The organism is Xenophilus azovorans DSM 13620 (assembly GCF_000745855.1).
In the GTDB taxonomy this organism is placed as follows: Bacteria; Pseudomonadota; Gammaproteobacteria; order Burkholderiales; family Burkholderiaceae_C; genus Xenophilus; species Xenophilus azovorans.
On sequence record NZ_JQKD01000036.1, the window covers coordinates 14855 to 34071 of the forward strand.

The following is a 19217-nucleotide window of genomic DNA, read 5'->3' on the forward strand; positions in this document are numbered from 1 at the left end:
ACGGACTACATGAAATTGCGGGTGTGCAGTGCCGACAGGCGCTCGGCCTCGCCGCGCGCGAAGCCCAGGCGCAGCAGCCGGGTGAAGCGGCCGTCGGCCATCTCGCGCATGAGCTGCTGCACGCGCTCGAAGCCCTGGCGCACGGCCTCGGGCGCGAGACTGCCGGCGCCGATGAGGATGAGCGCATCGAACACCTCCTCGTTCAGGCCGGCGGTGCCCGCCAGGCTGTCGTGCCGCTGCTCCACCGCCTGCGCCAGGCGGCCGCGCAGGGCCGGCTCGCCCTGCAGCCGGTGCAGCAGGTGCGACATGCCCAGCGCCACGTGCCGCGCCTCGTCGCGCGCCGCCAGCTTCGCGATCTGGCGCGTCAGCGGGTCGGGCGCGTGGGCCGCGAGGAAGTGCAGCAGGTTGACGAAGGTGCCCTCGCCCAGCACCGAGAGCAGGAAGCCGGCGACGGAGAAATCCGGCTCGTCCAGCAGGCTCTTGAGCGAGGCCTGTCCGCCGGCGGTGGACAGGGCCGGCTCGCCGCCGCCTGCGCGGATGCGCCGCGTGAACACGTCGATGTGCCGCGCCTCGTCGGCCACCTGGATCGCCAGCGCCGCCTGCAATTCCCGGTAGTGCGGGTGGATCTGGCCGAGGAAGCGCGCCGGCACCAGCAGCGCGGCGTTCTCGTTCTCGACCATGTAGGTCATCACCTGGCGGATCGCGGCCTCGACCTCGGGCGGGTGCGTGAATTCGACATCCCAGTCCAGCGCGGTCTCGGGGTCCCACTGCGCGCTCACGGCCTGGGCATAGAGTTCGGCGGCGTTGTCGGCCCAGACCTCTTCCCTGCGGTCCAGCCGGAAGGCGAAGGCCGGCGAGCCGGCCTCGACCCGCGCGCCGCGCGCGGCCAGGCCCCAGGCGGGATCGGCCTGCGGCAGCACGGCGCCGGGCGCGCGCGGGTCGGCATGGCCGGTGCGGGCGGCGTCGCGCCAGCGGCCGGCCTCGGCGCTGCCGCGCGTCACGCGGGCGGCGCCGTGCGCGTCGTCTTCCCACGCCAGCGCATGGCCCTGCGCACGGCACCAGTCGGCGAGCTGCGCCTGCCAGCCGGGCGAGCGGCCCGTCACGCGCAGCGGCTCGCCGTCGGGCAGCGCCGCCAGCGCATGCTTGACCAGCAGGTGCGCGCCGGCGTCGAAGCCCAGCGACTCAATATCGATAGCCGTCGGCGACGATGTTTCCGCGGTCGTCATAGAAGCCCTGCTCGGTGGCCGCGCGCTCCAGCAGCCGGAAGCCGTTGGCGCGGCCGGGACGCCACTGGCGCAGGCCCTCCAGCTCCAGCAGCGGGCGCACCTGCGCGTCGTTCCAGTCCATCGCCAGCAGCAACTCGGCGAAGCGGCGCGACGCCTCGGCGTCCACGCCGGGGCTCACCGTCATCGTGCAGTGGTCGTACAGGCCCGTGGTCGCCAGCACGCGCGTGCCGCCGGCGGGGAGCGTGCCTTCCTTGGCGAAGGCGCGGTGGTTGCCGGCGATCATCCAGCTCGCCGCCACCTCGCCGGCCAGCAGGGCGACGGCCGCGTCGCGCTCGCCGCCGATGTGGTCGCCGTGCTTGCCGCCGAGCACGTCGAAGCGGCGCACCTCGTAGTCCTTGCCCGGCGCGAGGCCGCCTTCGTGCTGCAGGTGGTCCAGCGGGATCAGCGTGGCCTGCGGCGAATCGATGGCGCCGAAGCCCACCACCTTGCCCTTCAGGTCGGCCAGCGACTGCACCTGGCTGTCGGCCTTGACCACCAGCACCGACTGCAGGTCCTGGTCGGTGTCGCGCATCACCAGCGACTGCACCGCCTGACCGCGCGCGCGGGCCATGCGGTCGGCGCGCACCCAGGCCAGCGGCGAGTTCCAGGCGAAGGCGATGTCGCCCTCGAACTGCGCCTCCACCTGCGTCTCGTAGTTGGAGTAGAGGATGTAGTCCATCGCGAAGCCGCGCTCGCCCAGGTAGCTCTTGAAGCCTTCCCAGATGGTGACGACCTTGGGCGCGTAGGCGACGGCGCCGAGCAGGAGGGGTTGGGGCTGGGGCATGGGTTCAGTCCTTCTTGGCGACGGCGTCGCACAAGGCGTTGCCGATGAAGTCGTAGAGCACGTCCGATGTGGGCGCCATGATCGAGGCGGCGCGCGCGTCGCGGAACAGGCGCTCGATGCCGACGTCCTTGCGGAAGGCCGCCCCGCCGCAGATGCGCATGGCGGTGTCGGTCACTTCCAGCGCGGCCTCGGCGGCACTGGCCTTGACCTCCAGCACGCGCAGCATCGTGTCGGCGCGGCCGGCGGCCATGGCGGCGAGCGTGTCGTCGCGCAGCACGCGGGCCTGGTCGGCGCGGATCTGCGCGCGGGCCAGGTAGGCGCGCACGGTCGGCAGGTCCGACACGCTGGTGCCGCTCTCCTCGAAGCGGTTCTTCGTGATGTGCGCCGTGGCGCGCGCCAGCGCGCCGTCCATCGTTCCGATGGAGCACGAGGCGATCAGCGTGGCGAAGACCGGCAGCTCGTCGTTGTTCATCAGCTCGCCGCCGTTGCCGTCCTCGCCCAGCAGGCACGAGAAGGGGATGCGCACGCCCTCGGCCTTGACGGGCGCCGAGGCGTTGCCGCGCAGGCCCATGCCGTCGAACACCGCGGTGCGCGCGAGGCCGGGCAGTTGGCTGTCCACCACCCAGATGCTGGAGGCGCCCTCGCCCTGCGTGGGACGCGACGACCAGACGTACGAATCGGCCTCGACGGCCGAGGTGACCATGCTCTTGAAGCCGTCGAGCACCACGGCGTCGCCCTCGCGCCGCGCCGTTCCCACCGGCGCCCAGAAGTGGCTGCGCGTGCCCACCTCCGACCAGGCCAGCGTGGTGACGTGCCGGCCGGCCGCGATGGCTTCGCGCAGTTCGCGCCGGCCGTACTTCTCGATCAGCACCGTGCCGGCGTAGTGCATGGTCAGCACCATCGCGGTGGAGGGGCAGTCCTGCGCGATGCGCTGCACCGCCTGCGCCGCCTCGGCCAGCCCCAGGCCGAGGCCGCCCACCTCCTTGCTGCTCACCAGGCCCAGCAGGCCGGCGCGGCCCAGCGCATCGAGCGCCGCGCGCGGGAAGCGCGCCTCGCGGTCGGTGGCCTCGGCGGCCGGCGCGATCACGTCGCGGACGATGGGTTCGAGCAAGGACAGGAAGGACATGGCAGACAGGCCTTTCACGCAGATCAAGGGACGTTCGCTGCGGCGCCCTGCAGCGGCGGCCGGCCTCGCGCCCTGGGCATGGAAGGCGCCGACGCGGCCGGTGCGGGGCACGGGCGGCGGCTCGCCTTGCGCGACATCGGTGCAGACCTGCAACGGCGATTCACGAACAGGAAAAGTGCCGCCGAGGCGGCCACGCGGCATTATGCAGGGGCGGCCCCCGCCGCGCGGCATCACGTCGCCGCCGCCACCATCTTCGCCGCCACCTCCGCCAGCAGCCCGCGCAGCCAGCGGTGCGCGGCCTGGTGCTGCGAGCGGTCGTGCCATAGCTGGTAGAAGCGCATGCGCGGAAAGCCCTCGGGCGCCGGCACCGCCACCAGCGGCAGCGTGCGCACGAACTGCATGGCGAAGTGGCGCGCGGTGGTGAACAGCAGGTCGCTGTCGACCAGCAGGTGCGGCGCCACGGTGAAGTACGGCACCACGATGCGCGCGTCGCGCGCGAGCCGCAGCCCGGCCAGGTGCGTCTCGACCACGGCGCGCTGCGAGACGGCCAGCGGCACCGGCACCACGTGCGCGGCCGTGAGGTAGCGCGCCAGCGTCAGCGCGCCCGGCGCGGCCAGCGGATTGCGCCGGCTCATCAGGCACACCAGCTCGTCCTCCAGCAGCAGCGACAGGTGCAGCCGCTCCGGCGGCTCCGGCCAGTTGCCGATGACGACGTCGACCTCGCCCTGCGCCAGCGCGCGCTCGTAGTCGTAGCCGGCGTTCAGCGGATGCACCACCAGCCGCGCCTGCGGCGCCTCGACGCGGAAGCGCGCCACCACGTCCGCCATGAAGCTGGCCGCCAGGTAGTCGGGCGAGGCCACGGTGAAGGTCATCGAGCTGGAGGCCGGCTCGAACTGCTCCGGCCCGGCCAGCATGCGGTCGATCTCCGACAGCGCGCCGCGCGCCCGGTCGCGCAGTTGCAGCGCGCGCTCGGTGGGCACCATGCCGCTGCGCTCGCGCACCAGGATGGGGTCGGCGAAGGCCTCGCGCAGGCGGCGCAGGGCGGCGCTGATGGCAGGCTGCGTCTGGTTCATCCGCACCGCGGCGCGCGAGACGCTGCGCTCGGCCACCAGCGCGACCAGCACGCGCAGCAGGTAGGTGTCGATCGGGTCGCGGACGCGGGACATGGCGGCAGGCGCTGTGGCTCGGGGGACGCGCGGGGCATCACAAACCGTTATGCCGAACATTATGGAAGCCGCGCGCCGGGGCGGCCGATTCTGCCTACATTGCGCCGCAGCGGCGACGGCGCCCGCCCGCCCCCGGCACCGGACGCCCCGCCCAGAACGACACCCAGGAGACAACCCATGACCTCACAAGCCGCAGCCGCCCCCCGGCGCGAGCCGTCCGCCGCCACCGAGCTGGACGGCGTCTATCGCAAGATCATCTGGCGCCTCATCCCCTTCCTCATGCTGCTGTGGGTGCTGGCGTGGATCGACCGCGTCAACATCGGCTTCATCAAGCTCACCATGCTCGACGAGCTGAAGTGGAGCGAGGCGGTGTACGGCCTGGGCGCCGGCATCTTCTTCCTCGGCTACTTCTTCTTCGAGGTGCCCAGCAACCTGCTGCTGCAGAAGATCGGCGCCAAGAAGACGATCATGCGCATCACCATCGGCTGGGGCCTCACGTCCATCGCCACGATGTTCGTGCGGACGCCGGAGATGTTCTATTTCCTGCGCTTCCTGCTGGGCGTGTTCGAGGCCGGCTTCTACCCCGGCATCATCCTGTACCTCACCTACTGGTTCCCGGGCGACCGGCGGGCCAAGGCCTTCGGCATGTTCATGTCGGCCTCGGCCTTCGCCGGGGTGATCGGCGGGCCGCTGGCGGGCACCATCATGAACGGCATGCACGGCGTCAACGGCTGGTCGGGCTGGCAGTGGGTGCTGCTGATCGAGGGCATCCCCTCGGTGATCGCCGGCTTCGTGACCTACTTCTACCTGACCGACAAGCCCGAGCAGGCGAACTGGCTCACGGCCCGCGAGCGCCAACTGGTGCACGAAGACCTGGAGCGCGACGGCCGTGCGCAGGGCCACCGCGAGCACAGCATGCTGGCCTCGCTCAAGAGCGGGCGCATCTGGCTGCTGATCCTCATCTTCTTCTGCGTCATCGCGGCCAACTCCTCGCTCACCTTCTACGGCCCCACGCTGGTCAAGGAGGTCGGCTTCACCAACCCGGCCTCGGTCGGCTGGATCATGGCCGCCGCCTACCTGTGCGGCGCGGCCGGGATGATCTGGAACGGCTTCCACTCCGACCGCCACCAGGAATCACGCTGGCACTGCGGCCTGGCGGCCGCGCTGGGCGCCGTCTCGCTGGTGGTCGTCGCCCTCTTCCTCGGCCACAGCGCGCTGGCTGTGCTGCTGGGGCTGACCCTGGCCATCGTCGGCACCATGAGCGCCATCCCGGTGTTCTGGCAGATGCCCAACCGCTTCCTGGCCGGCACGGCCGCGGCCGGCGGCGTGGCGCTGATCAACTCCATCGCCAACCTGGCCGGCTTCGGCGCCCCCTGGATGCTCGGCCTGATCAAGACGCACACCGGCAGTTTGGCGCCCGGCCTGTACGTGGTGGCGGCGGTGGAGATCTGCGCCACGCTGCTGATCCTGGCCTGCGTGCCCTCCTTCCGCAAGCAGCCGGCGGGCGCCACCGTGCCGGCGCACTGAGCCACCGCCGCCCTGCGACCCACCTTCACCGAAGAACACCGCCCGATGACCGCCCTCACCGCCACCCGCCTGGACCTGGCCGCCCTCAACGCCATGGACCGCGACGCCTTCGTCGCCGCCGTCGGCCCCACCTTCGAGAACGCGTCCTGGATCGCGCAGGCCGCCTGGTCGCGCCGGCCCTTCGCCAGCGTCGACGCGCTGCACGCCGCGATGCTCGACGTGGTGCGCCAGGCGCCCGAGGAACGCCGGCTCGCCTTCCTGCGCGGCCACCCGGAGCTGGCCGGCCGCGAGGCGCAGGCCGGCACGATGACCGCCGAATCCACCGGCGAGCAGAGCAGCGCCGGGCTGGACGCGCTCAGCCGCGAGGAGCTGGACGAAATGCAGCACCTGAACCGCGTCTACCGCGAGCGCCACGGCTTCCCCTTCATCATCGCCGTGCGCCGCCACAGCCGGCAGCAGATCTTCGAGGCGCTGCGTGCGCGCGCCGCGGGCAGCACGGACGTCGAGCGCCGCACCGCGCTCGAGCAGATCGGGCTCATCACCCGCGGGCGCATCGACGCGCTGGTCGGCGGCTAGCCCCGCTGCCCCCATCCCAGGTTTCGTGCCGGCCGCGCCTGCGGGTGCCGGCCCGGCGTTCCACGCCCCCAGCGGGCACATGAAGGAGACGCGCTCAATCGCCGCCGACCGTTCACGCTGAGCCTGTCGAAGCGCCGCGCCCGGCTTCGACGAGCCCGGCCCGAACGGTGGCGACCGATCGAACGCAGATCCGCATCACAACTCGGAGACAACCATGCCAAATCAAGTCGTATCCCGCCCCGCGCGCAGGCAGTTCGCGCTCTCGGGACTGGCCCTGGGCGCGGCGGCGCTGGCGCCGCACGGCGCGCTGGCGCAGGCCGCCAAACCGGCCGGCCCCGCGCAGGCCAGCGGCCCGATCGTGCTGCACGGCGTGAGCCCGCGGCTGACGGTGCACGCGCTCGACACCTTCCACGGCGCGGCGGCCACCGGCCTGCGCATCGATTTCTCGAAGCTTGAAGGCGGCCAGTACAAGCTGCTGCGCAGCATCGTCGTCAACGCCAACGGCCGCTCCGACGACCCGCTGCTGCTCGGCGAAACCTACCAGGCCGGCGACTACGAACTGCTGCTGCACGTGGACGACTACTTCGCCGGCAAGCAGGCCAGGCTGCCCACGCCGCCCTTCCTGACCAAGCTGCCGGTGCGCATCCGCGTGGCCAACACCGCCGAGCGCATCCACCTGCCGATCCAGTTCGGCCCGTGGAGCTACACCTACTCGCGCGGTAGCTGAGCACCCTCGCCCGCCTCCTTCTTTCTCCCCGCACTCACGAAAGGAACCGCCATGACCGGCATCACGACGCACGTGCTCAACATCACCAACGGCCGCCCGCTGGCCGGCCTGCAGGTCGACCTGTACGACGTGGCGACCAACCCGCCCACGCGCATGAACACCACCCGCACCAACGCCGACGGCCGCACCGATGCGCCCATGCTCGCGGGCAAGGACGCGCGCACCGGCCACTTCGAGCTGCGCTTCCACGTCGGCGACCACTTCAAGGCCTCCGACGGCCTCTCGGACGTGGTGCCGGTACGCTTCTCCATCTTCGACGCCAAGCAGCACTACCACGTGCCCATGCTGTGCGCGCCCTGGTTCTTTTCCACCTACCGCGGCAGCTGACCGCAGGAGACCCCGACCGATGACCCACCCCGATCCCAACGCAGAGAAGTACCTCGTCGACGCCATCCGCGCCGCGATGCGCAACGTGCGCGAGCGCAGGACCTGGCCCTTCGGCGCCGTGATCGCGCGCGGCGGCGAGGTGATCGCCACCGCCGTCAACGAAGTCGATGCGCTGTGCGACCCCTCGGCCCACGCCGAGATGCAGGCCGTGCGCGCCGCCGCCAAGGCGCTGGGCACCACCGACCTCGCGGGCACCACCGTGTACGCCAGCGGCTACCCCTGCCCCATGTGCCTCACGGCCATGTACCTGGCCGGCGTGAGCGAGGTCTACTACGCCTACTCCAACGAGGACGGCGCGCCCTACGACCTCTCGGCCGAGCGCGGCTACGTCGAGATCGCCCGCCCGCCCGAGCAGCGCGAGATGAAGCTGCACGGCCTGCCCGCCCGCGACAAGGACGACGAGGACCTCTACGAAGCGTGGAAGCGCGTGGCGCCTGCGGCCTGAGCGCGCCGCAGGGAGGGCGCGCGGGCGCGGCGGCAGTCAGCGCTGCGCGAACTCCCTGAACCGTGCCATGTCCGTCACCTCGATGGCGCCGCGCGCGGTGCGCAGGTAGCCCTGGGCCTCGAACTCCTTGAGAAGCTGGTTGATCGTCTGGCGCGACATCGACAGCATCGTGCCCAGGTCGTCCTGCTGCACGCTGATGAGGCGCTGGTACGGCCCCTGCCAGGCCGCGTAGCCGTACGCCATCGCCACCAGCCGCTGCGCCAGGCGCCGTGCCGGCGACAGCAGCGCATGGCCTTCCAGCGCGCCCAGCGCCAGCCGCAGCGAATGCGCCAGCAGCCGGCCGAAGGACTTCCAGTGCTGCGGGTAGCGGCCCAGGAAGGCCAGCGTCTCGGCCTGCGGCAAGTGCAGCAGCCGGCTCTCGTGCGCGGCCCAGGCGTCGTGCGCGCGCGGCGCGCCGTCGAACAGGCCCGCCTCGCCGAACCACTGCGGCGCGCGGGCCACCATCAGCAGCGACTCGCGCCCGTCCTGCGCCAGGCTGCCCACGCGCACCGCGCCGCTGACGACGAAGTGCATCCCGTCCGGCGCATCGCCGCGCACGAACAGCCGCGCGCCCGCCGCCAGTTCGTGCGGGCGCACGTTCTCGGCGATCCATTGCGACAACTGGGGCGGCAGGTGGGCGAACCAGGGGCTCGCACCCAGCACCTGCAGCCGTTCGGCGGGCGAGTCCAACCAGGGAGGCATCCCCCGGTTTCTACCGCTTAAGTCGGCCGGCCGACACAGGGTTGGCGCGCGTTCTGGGAAGATGGAACCGGCCGCCGCCTCGCGGCCTCCCTCTTGTCTTCCCGCCAGCCAGCCAGCCCACGGAACCGCGCCCCATGACCGCCGCCGCCGACGCCAAGCCCCATCCCTACAAACGCGACCTGCCCGCCGCCTTGCGCGCCATGCGCGCGCTGCTGCGCGACCCCAACGACACGGCGCAGGTGTTCGTCATCATGCAGTCGCTCAACGGCCCCTCGGCGCCCATCAACTTCGACCGCCTGATGCGCGCCGAGGGCGGCCCGAAGCAGGCGTATCGCCGCGTCGAACTGGCCGAGCGCTTTTCCGACCCCGCCTACATCGCCGGCTTCGCGCCCGGCACCGTCGGCGCCGCGTACCGCGCCTTCCTGGAACAGACTGGCTACTCCGCCGCCGGCCTGGCCGACGTCTCCAACCCCGAGGGCCGCCCGCTGGTGGAGCACCCGCACGCCTGGATGGCCCGCCGCATCCGCGACGTGCACGACATCTGGCACGTGCTCACCGGCTACCAGGCCGACGAGCCGCTGGGCGAGGCGGCGCTGGTCGCCTTCAGCTACGCGCAGACCAAGGGCCTGGGCTGGGCTTTCATCGCTGGCGCCGCCGCGCTGAAGAGCCTGCGCGTGTCGCGCAGCGCCGCCTTCGCCCGCGCCGTGCTCGAAGGTTGGCAGCGTGGCCGGCGCGCGGCGTGGCTGCTGGGCGAGGACTACGACGTGCTGCTGAACGAGCCGCTGGAGGCCGCGCGCGCCCGGCTGAACATCGGCCTTGCGCTGGCCTACGCCAAGGCGCAGGACGAGTTGGCCGCCCTGGACAGCACCGACGGCACAGCCACGGCGTAACGCCGCATGCGGCTGGCGCCCGCCAAAAAAGTCCTGTCCCGATGCGACAGGACGGAAATTTGAATACCAACGTCTACTGGCCTGATCTGTAACGCCAACTTACATTTACTCTGCAGATCCGAAGAAGGAGGCAGGAGATGGGATGGCGAGAGGTCATCGGCGCGGTGCTCGATGAGGAGCCGCGGCCGGCCAAAGTACGACGCCAGCAGCCACCACGACGTAGTGAGCCACGCGCGGATGCGCCGGCCGAGCCGCCGGAGCGTGTGTGGAGCGGCAAGGTCTTCGATCAGATCGAATGGCGCCGCTTCGAGGCCGTGTGCGAAACCCTCTTCGCGCAAAGCGGCATGCGCGCGGAAAGCCAATCGCACGGTGCCGATGGCGGCGTGGACATCTGGCTCTGGTCCGCCCATAGCGACAAGCCGCTGATCGTGCAATGCAAGCACTGGAAGAAGCGCGTGGTGGGCGTGAAGGAAGTGCGCGAGTTCTATGGCGTGCTCAAGTCGCACGATCTCACGTACGGCACCTTTGCCACCAGCTCCAGTTTCTCGAATGACGCACTGGACTTTGCACGCGCCAATCGCATCAACGCACAGGACCGGAACGGTCTGCTTCGCTTGATCGCCGGACGCACTCAGGAGCAGCAGCGTGCATTACTTCAGACCGCCTATGAAGGCGAGTACTGGAAGCCGACGTGCGTGAAGTGCGGGGTGAAGATGGTGCTGCGGCAGAAGAAGGATGGCTCGGCCTCATTCTGGGGTTGCGCGAACTACGGGAGAACGCGGTGCAACAGCATGATGAAGATCGCTTGAAATCCTTGAAGTTGATCTAAACCGATTGGTCTTTTCAGACTGAATTCACATCTTCGCCAATCAGGAAAAAAGGGACGACTTCCGACCCGAAGCCGACGGCGCTCACCATTCTCCAAATCAGGCATTCATTCGCAACCCGGCTTGCTCACGCCCCGAAACGTGACGTCGAAAAAAGGCCCTCTTGCTTGCAAGCCATAGTTTGGTTAGCCGACGCCTGCCGGGTTTTCGAGGAATTCCTGAAGTTTGAACAGCCCTGCGGCAGCAAGCCAATTTTAGGAGAAGTCAATGCCTGAGTATTTCGCACGGCCCATTTTATCCCGCAGATTCTGTGATCTAAATTACGTTAAGCGATAAGGAGACAAAAGTGAAAATCAGCGAAAAATTCAATTTGGAAGCCACTCAATTTGAACTGGATTTTGTTGATATAGACACAGACGCCGATACGCCACTGTTCGTAGACCCATTTTTTCTTGGCTGCCGCACCGACTCTTGGTCCGTAAACGCAACCCGAACACTTCGAAGTTTCTTTCAAGCTTTTATTAACTTCATTCGAGATGGAGAAACAGATCGAGCAAGGGCTCTTTTTGACTATCTACACGAACCTAATGAAACGTGCTTGGGTCTGTCCAGCGGCAGGCCTCGTGGCAATGCGATTGGATCCATCGACAGTGAGAAGCTTTTTAATAGCATTGCTCAGAGTGAGGCTGTGGCGACTGGCATTGTTGAGGATTTAGAAGATTTTCGTCTTTTTATTGACGGCATCGATAAAGACAAAATATCAGATATGACCACAAATATAATTCGTGGTCACCTTGTCACTTACACGCAGGAGCAGTGCAAATTATGGGGAATTGCATTACATCAAAATGTCCAGTCTGGGTTCTATTGGGATCGAGCCACACACACCTGGAATAATCGATATGAATCGATGCTAATTATCGACGGGAGAAAGATACTGTTGACTCCCAAAGGCATTGTTTCCTACTCCAACAAATACACGCCTCAGAAATATTACAATCAATTCATTCTCGAATACCTGCAGCACGAACATCTTCGAAATTATTCGGCTCTTGTCCAATACCGTGTAGACGGTACGCCCTATGTGACAAAGAAATCTTTAAAGGAATCACAGGAATCAGCATACTCCAAAGAATTTCTTGCCTCTTTTACAGACGATCATCCCGAAGTATTTCGGGGTTTCAAAGAGTGGATTCAGCAAACGGCCTCAGCGATCTCCAATGAGGAAATAGATGATAGCGATCCCGTGCTTATTGCGCAGTATCTAATCACCAAACTTGGAGAGATTGCCCCGGGCGGGGAAGGTGCAACTAAATATCATAGATTGGCCGTTGGTATTCTTGAGTTTCTTTTCTATCCTGATGTTGTCTCGCCTATAGTTGAGAATGAGATCCATGATGGAAGAAAGCGAATAGATATCACTTTCGACAATTCCGCAAACAAAGGATTTTTCCATCGACTACATACTACCTATCAAACTCCAGCTCAATTCATTTTTGTGGAGTGCAAGAATTACTCTCGTGAAGTTGCCAATCCTGAGATAGATCAACTTTCTGGTCGATTTTCAATGAATCGAGGTAAGTTTGGGCTGCTCCTGTGTAGATCGGTAGATGACATGGATACGTTATTAGCGAGATGCAACGACACATATGTGGATGGAAGGGGCATTATGCTTCCAATAGTTGACAATGATTTGGTCGCAATGCTCAACAAGATCGCAGAGGGTGTTGCAAATCCACATGAAGAATTTTTAACCCAAAGATTCCGGGCTGTGGCATTAAATTGAATACACCTAACAATGCCATCAACGTGGACGCTTTTTTTTCGCTTTGCTCATTACAAATGCGCCCGTTACGGCAGGCATTGAGCGTTCGCTTTCGTTAGCCGCCACCGGCAGTTTCTAGCCGATAGCGCCCAACAGACTACGACCGCCGCAATACCGAAATTGCCCATCGCGTCAAGACAGACGCTCGATAACTCAGTGCCTGCGCTGTAAACAAGTAGCCGGGCTTTCAGTTCGTCCTTTGTGCATTGGCGGAAAGCAGCCGGAGTCGAACCGACCAGGAAGCGGCTGGCGCCCCCTACCGGGTTTGAAGCCCGGGCGCACCACCGGGTGCGTTTGCCTTCCTCTTGAAGAAGAGATTCTTCGTGCCTGTCCAAAGGCGCGGGGATTCTAGGGGCCGGTGACGGGGCCCTCCTCTTTCGTCCAGCGCGTGTTCGGCCGCGGCAGGTGCGCGTCGCCCACGCGGCGGGTGTAGCCGATGCGGTCGAAGAATTCGAGGATCTGGATGGCGCGCTTGCGGCCGAGGTGGGCGGCATCGCGGAAGGTGCGGGCTTCGACGGCGCCGGGGGGCGGGCCTTTGGGGGAAGCGGCGGTACCCGGCTTCGACAGGCTCAGCCCGAACGGGTGGGGGGTGTCGGAGGCCGATGGGGCGGTGGCGTCGGAGGCCGGCGAAGCCTTGGCGATGGCTGCAGCGGCATCCGGCGTGTCGGCCGTACTCAGCGCAGCAAAGGTCTGCGCCAGCTCGGCCATGCGCTCGGCCGGGTAGAACAAATCCTTCACCACCTGGTACAGCGCGCCCAGCCGGGCCTGCTTGCGCAGCAGGTCACGCACGGCGTCTTCGCGCACGCCGGTTTCGCGCGCCAGGTCGCGCACCCAGGGCGGATCGTTGCCGCCGGCCAGCAGCAGGGGGTGCAGGCGCTCGGCCAGGGCCTGCTCGGCGTCGCTCAGGCTGACGCGGTGGCCGGGCAGGTGCAGCCAGTGGCCGGTGCGCTCCAGCACGGGGCGGCCCTCGGCGTCGCGTTCGGCCAGCAGGCGCTCGATCCAGGCCTGCCAGCCCTGGGCGGGCAGGCGCGCGAAGCTGGCCTGGGCGCCGCTTTGCGCGGGGAAGGCCATGCGTTGCAGGCGGGCGCTGTTCAGGCCGGGCTCGTCGGGGGCGCGGGCGTGATGGCGTTGCAGGGCGTCGGTGATGCGCTCGCGCACGGCCGCCCAGGCGGCGGGGGCCAGCCACAGTTCGTCGGCATCGCCGCCGGTGCCGGGGGCGCCGAGCATCGATCCCGCGAGCGGGCCGGGCTGGCCGATGGGAAACGAGGGTGCATCGTCGCCGGCCCAGCCGGGCGCGGGCAGGCGGCCCAGCAGGCGCGCCAGCGCGCTGCGGGTGAGACCGGCCGGCGCGGCGGCCAGCAGCGGACGCGCGTCGCCGGTGGCGACCAGGGTGTCGAGCGCGTCGAGCCACTGCATGCGCTCGGCGCTGCGGCGCCGGCGCTCGGGCGCCAGCGGGTCGAGCACGACGCCGCCGCCCACGGTGCGCGTGCCCTGCGCGTTGCGCACGATGAAGCGGTCGCCGGGCACGACGAACACGGGCGCATCGAAGACGAGCTGCACGCGCGCCTCGGCATCAGGCGCGAGGGTGTCGGCCTGCAGCGGCACGGCGTGCGCCTGCCGGTGCGCGGCGCCCAGATGCACGTGCAGCGGCGCCCACGAGCCGAGCGGCGCGGCGCCCGGCAGCAGGCGCAGGCGCGCGTCGATGCGCTGCGTGGGCTGCAGCACGCGGGCGTCGGCGATCCAGTCGCCGCGGGCGATCTCGTGCTTGTCGATGCCGGCCAGGTTGAGGGCGACGCGCTGGCCGGCGCGGCCGACTTCGGCGGCGCGGTTCTGCGCATGCAGGCTGCGGATGCGCACGCCGCGCCCGGTGGCCGAGTGGGTGAGCGTGTGGCCCGCCAGCACGTGGCCGCCGAAGACGGTGCCGGTGACGACGGTGCCGCGCCCCGGCAGGGTGAAGACGCGATCGACGGCAAGGCGGAACAGGCCGCCGCCGCGGCGCCGCTCGCTCGCTTCTTCTTCCCAAGCGCGGGCCTGGGCGAACAGGTGCTCGCGCAGCGCGTCGATGCCGAGGCCGGCAGCATCCACCTCGGGCGCGATGGCGGTCTCGAAGACAGGCGCGTCGCGCAGCGGCGTGCCGGCCAGCAGCGCGGCGACCTCTGCGCGTACGGCGGCGATGCGTTCGGCATCGACGCGGTCGCACTTGGTCAGCGCCACGGTGCCCTGGGTGATGCCGAACAGCAGAGCGATGGCCAAATGCTCGCGGGTCTGAGGCATCACGCCGTCGTCGGCGGCCACCACCAGCAGCGCGTGGTCGATGCCCGAGGCGCCGGCGGCCATGGTGTGGACGAACTTCTCGTGGCCGGGCACGTCGATGAAGCCCAGCACGTTCGCGACGGCCGTTGCCTCACCGCCATTGCCCTGCCGGCCTTCGGACGGCACGGGGATGTAGGCGTAGCCCAACTCGATGGAGATGCCGCGCGCCTTCTCTTCCTTCAGTCGGTCGGTGTCCACGCCGGTGAGCGCGCGCACCAGCGTGGTCTTGCCGTGGTCGATGTGGCCGGCCGTGCCGATGATCATGGCCGGGCGGCGAGCGCGGCCTGCAGCGCAGGCAGTTGCGCGGTGAAGGCGGCCTCGTCGTGCGCCTCCAGGCAGCGCAGGTCCAGCCACAGCGACTGGTCGGCGATGCGGCCGATGACCGGGCGCGGCAGGCCGCGCAGCGCGGCCTCGAGCCGGGCGAGCCGGCGGCCGGCGCGCCTGGCTTCGCGCGGCGCGATGCGCAGGCCGGCGCTGGGCAGCGTCTCCACGGGCAGCGCGCCGCTGCCGATCTGGCTGGACATCGGGGCAACGCTCGCCTCGAAGTCCGCACCCAGCGCCTGCTGCACGGCGGGCAGCAGGCGCTCGGCCTGGGCCTGCATCTGCTCGCGCGGGCGGGTGAAGAGGCGCAGCGTGGTCAACCGCTCGGCCAGGTGCTCGGGCGCGAGGTAGAGGCGCAGCACGGGCTCCAGCGCGGCCAGGGTGAGCTTGCCCACGCGCAGGGCGCGCTTGAGCGGGTTCTTCTTGATCTTCGCGATCAGGTCCTTGTGGCCGACGATCAGGCCGGCCTGCGGGCCGCCGAGCAGCTTGTCGCCGCTGAAGGTGACGAGGTCGGCGCCGGCGGCCACCACGGCGCGCACGGTGGGCTCGTGCGGCAGGCCCCATTGCGCCATGTCGACCAACGTGCCGCTGCCCAGGTCGACTGCCAGCGGCAGGCCGCGCTCGTGGGCGATGGCGGCCACCTCCGCCTCGCTCACCGTCTTGGTGAAGCCGCTCACGGCATAGTTGCTGGTGTGCACCTTCATCAGCAGCGCGGTGCGCGCCGTGACGGCCTCGGCATAGTCCTTGGCGTGGGTGCGGTTGGTGGTGCCGACCTCGACCAGCTTCGCGCCGGCGCGCGACATGATGTCGGGGATGCGGAAGGCGCCGCCGATCTCGACCAGCTCGCCGCGCGAGACGATCACCTCCTTGCGCGCCGCCAGCGCGTTGAGCGTGAGCAGCACGGCGGCGGCGTTGTTGTTGACGACGGTGGCGGCCTCGGCGCCGGTCAGCTCGCGCAGCAGGCCGTCGACGAGGTCGTCGCGGTCGCCGCGGCCGCCGGTGGCGAGGTCGAACTCCAGGTTGGCCGGCGCGGTGAGCGCGCGCAGCACCGACTGAGCGGCCTCGTCGGGCAGCAGCGCGCGGCCCAGGTTGGTGTGCAGCACGGTGCCGGTGAGGTTGAACACGGCCACCAGGCGCGGCGCGAAGCGCGCGGCCAGGCGGCGCTCGCAGGCGGCGGCGAGGGTGTCGTCGGCGATGGCCTCGGCAGTGAGCTGGCCGGCCAGGGCTTTCGGGCGCAGGGCGTCGAACTCGGCGCGCAGGGCGTCCGTCAGCGCGCCCTGGCCGTAGCGCTCCGCCAGCGCCTGCATGGCCGGCGCGGCGAGCGCGCGGTCGACCGAGGGCAGGCGAAGGGCGTGGGGAACGGCGGACATGCTTCGGATGTTCCTGCTGAAACTGAACACACCTCGTTCACGCTGAGCTTGTCGAAGCGCTGCGCAGGGCTTCGACAGGCTCAGCCCGAACGGTCCGGGACAAGCGCAGCTCGATGGCGCGCCGCATCACACCGCCAGCGGCTTCTCGATCGCCAGCAGCGGGTTGCCGCTGGCCCGCGAGAACGCGGTCTCGCCCATCAGCAGGTCGAGCGTGAGGCTGGCCAGGTCGTCGGCCAGGGGTTCGGCATAGGGGTCCTGCTCCTGGTTGACGATCTTGCGGTAGGTGTGGCACTGCGTGCAGGTCTCGGCCAGGACGACCTGGTCCTTCACCTTCGCGGCGTCGCCGGCCTCGGCCTCCTCCACACCCTGGTAGCGCACGCCCTGCGTCGATTCGCAGTGGCTGCACTTGACGCGCACCATGTGCCATTCGGTGGCGCACAGGCCGCAGTGCAGGTAGCGGTGGCCGCCGGCCTCGCCGCCGATGCGCAGCACGCTGGCCACCGGCGCGCTGCCGCACACGGGGCAGACGGTGGCGGGCTCGGTGTAGGGCATGCTGCGCTCGTCCTGCGCCGCGGCGCGGGCGGCGAAGACGACCTGCAGCGCGGCCATGACCAGCGTCGCGGCAGCGATGTCCTCGCGGCCGAGGTTGTCGGCCAGCGCCTGGCGGGCCAGGGCGTCGAGCGCATCGTCGTCATGCGCGGCCAGGCGGTCGAGCACCGGGCGCAGCACTGCGGGTACGGCGGGGTCGGCCTGCACGTCGGCGACCAGCGCGCGCAGGGTGGCGCGCCAGCCGGCGGGCAGCGCGTCGGAGGCCGGCATGAGCGGCATGCCGTTGGCGCTGGCGCGCTGCACGGCGTCGGCCGGCAGGGCCTCGGCGGCGGGCGCCTGCGCCGCCAGCCGCTGCTGCGCCTCGACCAGCCGCGCCGCGAAGCGCAGGTAGTCGGCGATGGGATGGCCTTCGGCCAGTTGCCGCATGCGCGCGGCGCGCTCCTGGAACAGCAGCGCCGGCTGCGGCAGGCGCACGCGCGGGAAGCTCACGCGGTCGAGGGCTTCGATGTCGCCGGGCTGGAGGATGCGTTGCACGGTGCGAGGAAAGCTGAGGGGCCAAAGAGAAGCGCCGGGACGGACCCGGCGCTCTGGATGCAGGTGGGCTGCGGCAAGTCTATGCCAGCCCCCGGTCGATCGGCATGGGAAGAAGCCTCATCCCCTGGGCGCCGCGCGGTCGCGTGCCAGCGCGCTTTCGCGCTCGACCACCTCGCCGTACCAGCCCCGGTGATGACGCCGGGCCCAGGCGTAGCTCACCGTGCCGCGGGTCATGGCCTTGATGGAGCCCTTGACCCAGATCGCCGCGTAGATGTGGACGATGATGGCGCAGACGATCACGAAGCCGAAGAAGGCGTGCAACAGCGAGGCCAGCCGGACGATGCCGATCGGGAACAGGTGGCTGAAGTACGCGCGCCACATCACCAGCCCCGTGAGCAGCAGGCACAGCATGCTGATGACCAGCACCCAGAACAGCAGCTTCTGCCCCGCGTTGTAGCGGCCCACCGGCGGCAGGCGCTCCTCGCGGTTGTTCACCACGTCGCCGGTCTGCCGCAGCCACTGCCGGTCGTTCGCGTCGAGGAAGTTGTGGTGCCAGAAGCGGATCACCAGCACGAGGAACGAGACGAACATCACCACGCCGATGAAGGGATGCAGGATGCGCGTCCACGGCCCGCCGCCGAACAGCGCCGTCAGCCAGTACAGCGCCGGGTGGAACAGCGCCAGCCCCGACAGCGCCAGCAGCACGAAGCAGATGGCGGTGATCCAGTGGTTGCTGCGCTCGTTGGGCGTGTAGCGCTCGATGGCCGGGCGGCCCTGGTTGTCGAGCACGAAGTCGGCGTGCGTCGGACGCCTGGCCTTGCTGCTGCTCATGACCGCACCTCCTGTTCGCGCTGCGCCTCGGGCGGCACGCCCGCATCGTCGCGCCGGGCCAGGGCGTTGGCCTCGGCGTCGATCTCTTCTTCCTCGCTCACCTCGTTGGGGCCGACGCGGGTGTAGTGGAAGAAGCCGGCCAGCGCGGTGAGCGCGATGCCGGCCAGCGCCAGCGGCTTGGTCACGCCCTTCCACAGGCCGACCATCGGGCTGATCGTCGGCGCCTCGGGCAGGCCGCTGTACAGCGAGGGCTTGTCGGCATGGTGCAGCACGTACATGACGTGCGTGCCGCCGACGCCCGCCGGGTCGTACAGGCCCGCGTCCTTGAAGCCGCGCTCCTTCAGGTCGGCGATGCGCTCGGCCGCATGCTCCTTCATGTTCTCCTTGGTGCCGAACACGATGGCGCCGGTCGGGCAGGTCTTGACGCAGGCAGGCTCCTGGCCGACCGCGACGCGGTCGGAGCACAGGGTGCACTTGTAGGCCTTCTTGTCCTTCTTGGAGATGCGCGGCACGTTGAAGGGGCAGCCGGTGATGCAATAGCCGCAGCCGATGCAGGCTTCCTCGTGGAAGTCGACGATGCCGTTGGCGTACTGCACGATGGCGCCGGGCGAGGGGCAGGCCTTCAGGCAACCCGGGTCCTCGCAGTGCATGCAGCCGTCCTTGCGGATCAGCCACTCCAGGTTGCCGCTTTCCTCGTTCTCGTACTCGGTGAACCGCATGACGGTCCAGGAGTTCTCGGTGAGGTCAGTCGGGTTGTCGTACACGCCGGTGGTGGTGCCTACCTCGTCGCGCAGGTCGTTCCACTCCATGCACGCCGTCTGGCAGGCCTTGCAGCCGATGCACTTGGAGACGTCGATGAGCTTGGCGACCTCGCCCGCATAGGCGCTGCGCTGGCTGGGCGCGGGCGTGGTGGTGGCCGAACGGCGCTTGATGTCCAGGGATTGCATCGACAT

Annotated in this window: 18 protein-coding genes and 1 tRNA gene; 8 read left to right on the forward strand and 11 right to left on the reverse strand. The window is 68.9% G+C overall.

Going from position 1 to position 19217, the window contains the following annotated elements:
- Nucleotides 1-5: 5 nt before the first annotated feature.
- The 4 genes from Q392_RS18485 to Q392_RS18500 form a co-directional block, all read right to left on the reverse strand.
- Nucleotides 6-1226: a ferritin-like domain-containing protein gene (locus Q392_RS18485; RefSeq protein ID WP_038210847.1), complete on the reverse strand. Its 1221-nt coding sequence runs from the start codon at nt 1224-1226 to the stop codon at nt 6-8.
- A complete protein-coding gene (locus Q392_RS18490) occupies nt 1183-2049 on the reverse strand; it encodes a phosphate/phosphite/phosphonate ABC transporter substrate-binding protein (protein WP_038210849.1) in 867 nt (288 codons plus the stop codon). The genes Q392_RS18485 and Q392_RS18490 overlap by 44 nt, the downstream gene beginning before the upstream one ends.
- Before the next feature lie 4 nt (nt 2050-2053).
- Nucleotides 2054-3175 (reverse strand): acyl-CoA dehydrogenase family protein, encoded by a 1122-nt coding sequence (locus Q392_RS18495; protein ID WP_038210917.1) that lies wholly within the window; start codon nt 3173-3175, stop codon nt 2054-2056.
- 230 nt (nt 3176-3405) lie between these two features.
- The gene (locus Q392_RS18500) at nt 3406-4341 is read right to left on the reverse strand and encodes a LysR family transcriptional regulator (protein ID WP_038210851.1); all 936 of its coding nucleotides are present in this window, start codon (nt 4339-4341) and stop codon (nt 3406-3408) included.
- Nucleotides 4342-4518: 177 nt separating this feature from the next.
- Between Q392_RS18500 and Q392_RS18505 the strand changes: the two genes are divergently transcribed.
- The 5 genes from Q392_RS18505 (at nt 4519) to Q392_RS18525 (ending at nt 8063) form a co-directional block, all read left to right on the forward strand.
- Entirely contained in the window at nt 4519-5868 is a 1350-nt protein-coding gene (locus Q392_RS18505; RefSeq protein WP_038210852.1) for an MFS transporter, read from the forward strand.
- A 45-nt stretch (nt 5869-5913) separates the two neighbouring features.
- Nucleotides 5914-6444, forward strand: coding sequence for a 2-oxo-4-hydroxy-4-carboxy-5-ureidoimidazoline decarboxylase (gene uraD / locus Q392_RS18510; protein ID WP_038210854.1), 531 nt, complete (start codon nt 5914-5916; stop codon nt 6442-6444).
- 214 nt (nt 6445-6658) lie between these two features.
- Nucleotides 6659-7171: a hydroxyisourate hydrolase gene (locus Q392_RS18515; RefSeq protein ID WP_038210855.1), complete on the forward strand. Its 513-nt coding sequence runs from the start codon at nt 6659-6661 to the stop codon at nt 7169-7171.
- Between the two features lie 51 nt (nt 7172-7222).
- Nucleotides 7223-7558: a hydroxyisourate hydrolase gene (gene uraH, locus Q392_RS18520; protein WP_038210857.1), complete on the forward strand. Its 336-nt coding sequence runs from the start codon at nt 7223-7225 to the stop codon at nt 7556-7558.
- A gap of 19 nt (nt 7559-7577) precedes the next feature.
- A complete protein-coding gene (locus Q392_RS18525) occupies nt 7578-8063 on the forward strand; it encodes a nucleoside deaminase (RefSeq protein WP_038210859.1) in 486 nt (161 codons plus the stop codon).
- Nucleotides 8064-8099: 36 nt separating this feature from the next.
- Here Q392_RS18525 and Q392_RS18530 read toward each other — a convergent pair whose 3' ends face one another.
- Nucleotides 8100-8804 (reverse strand): Crp/Fnr family transcriptional regulator, encoded by a 705-nt coding sequence (locus tag Q392_RS18530; RefSeq protein WP_051953712.1) that lies wholly within the window; start codon nt 8802-8804, stop codon nt 8100-8102.
- Between the two features lie 134 nt (nt 8805-8938).
- On the opposite strand from Q392_RS18530, the gene Q392_RS18535 reads away from it, so the two are divergent.
- The 3 genes from Q392_RS18535 to Q392_RS32050 all read left to right on the forward strand — a co-directional run bounded on the left by Q392_RS18535 (nt 8939) and on the right by Q392_RS32050 (nt 12307).
- Nucleotides 8939-9694 carry a Coq4 family protein gene (locus Q392_RS18535; RefSeq protein WP_051953715.1) on the forward strand — a complete coding sequence of 252 codons (756 nt, stop codon included), beginning with the start codon at nt 8939-8941 and terminating at the stop codon, nt 9692-9694.
- A 137-nt stretch (nt 9695-9831) separates the two neighbouring features.
- Complete coding sequence (locus Q392_RS18540) at nt 9832-10503, forward strand: restriction endonuclease (RefSeq protein WP_084217168.1); 672 nt, start codon at nt 9832-9834, stop codon at nt 10501-10503.
- A 364-nt stretch (nt 10504-10867) separates the two neighbouring features.
- Nucleotides 10868-12307 (forward strand): hypothetical protein, encoded by a 1440-nt coding sequence (locus Q392_RS32050; RefSeq protein WP_084217175.1) that lies wholly within the window; start codon nt 10868-10870, stop codon nt 12305-12307.
- Between the two features lie 246 nt (nt 12308-12553).
- Here the strand turns inward: Q392_RS32050 and Q392_RS32875 are convergent.
- The 6 genes from Q392_RS32875 to fdxH all read right to left on the reverse strand — a co-directional run bounded on the left by Q392_RS32875 (nt 12554) and on the right by fdxH (nt 19217).
- Nucleotides 12554-12649, reverse strand: a tRNA-Sec gene (locus Q392_RS32875).
- 45 nt (nt 12650-12694) lie between these two features.
- On the reverse strand, nt 12695-14923 hold the full coding sequence (gene selB / locus Q392_RS18545) for a selenocysteine-specific translation elongation factor (RefSeq protein ID WP_038210860.1): 2229 nt from the start codon (nt 14921-14923) through the stop codon (nt 12695-12697).
- Entirely contained in the window at nt 14920-16350 is a 1431-nt protein-coding gene (selA, locus tag Q392_RS18550) for an L-seryl-tRNA(Sec) selenium transferase (protein ID WP_038210863.1), read from the reverse strand. The genes selB and selA overlap by 4 nt, the downstream gene beginning before the upstream one ends.
- Nucleotides 16351-16476: 126 nt before the next feature.
- Nucleotides 16477-17433, reverse strand: coding sequence for a formate dehydrogenase accessory protein FdhE (gene fdhE, locus Q392_RS18555; RefSeq protein WP_038210865.1), 957 nt, complete (start codon nt 17431-17433; stop codon nt 16477-16479).
- A gap of 117 nt (nt 17434-17550) precedes the next feature.
- Entirely contained in the window at nt 17551-18264 is a 714-nt protein-coding gene (locus Q392_RS18560) for a formate dehydrogenase subunit gamma (protein WP_084217169.1), read from the reverse strand.
- Nucleotides 18261-19217: a formate dehydrogenase subunit beta gene (gene fdxH / locus Q392_RS18565; protein ID WP_038210867.1), complete on the reverse strand. Its 957-nt coding sequence runs from the start codon at nt 19215-19217 to the stop codon at nt 18261-18263. Before fdxH ends, Q392_RS18560 begins: the two co-directional genes overlap by 4 nt.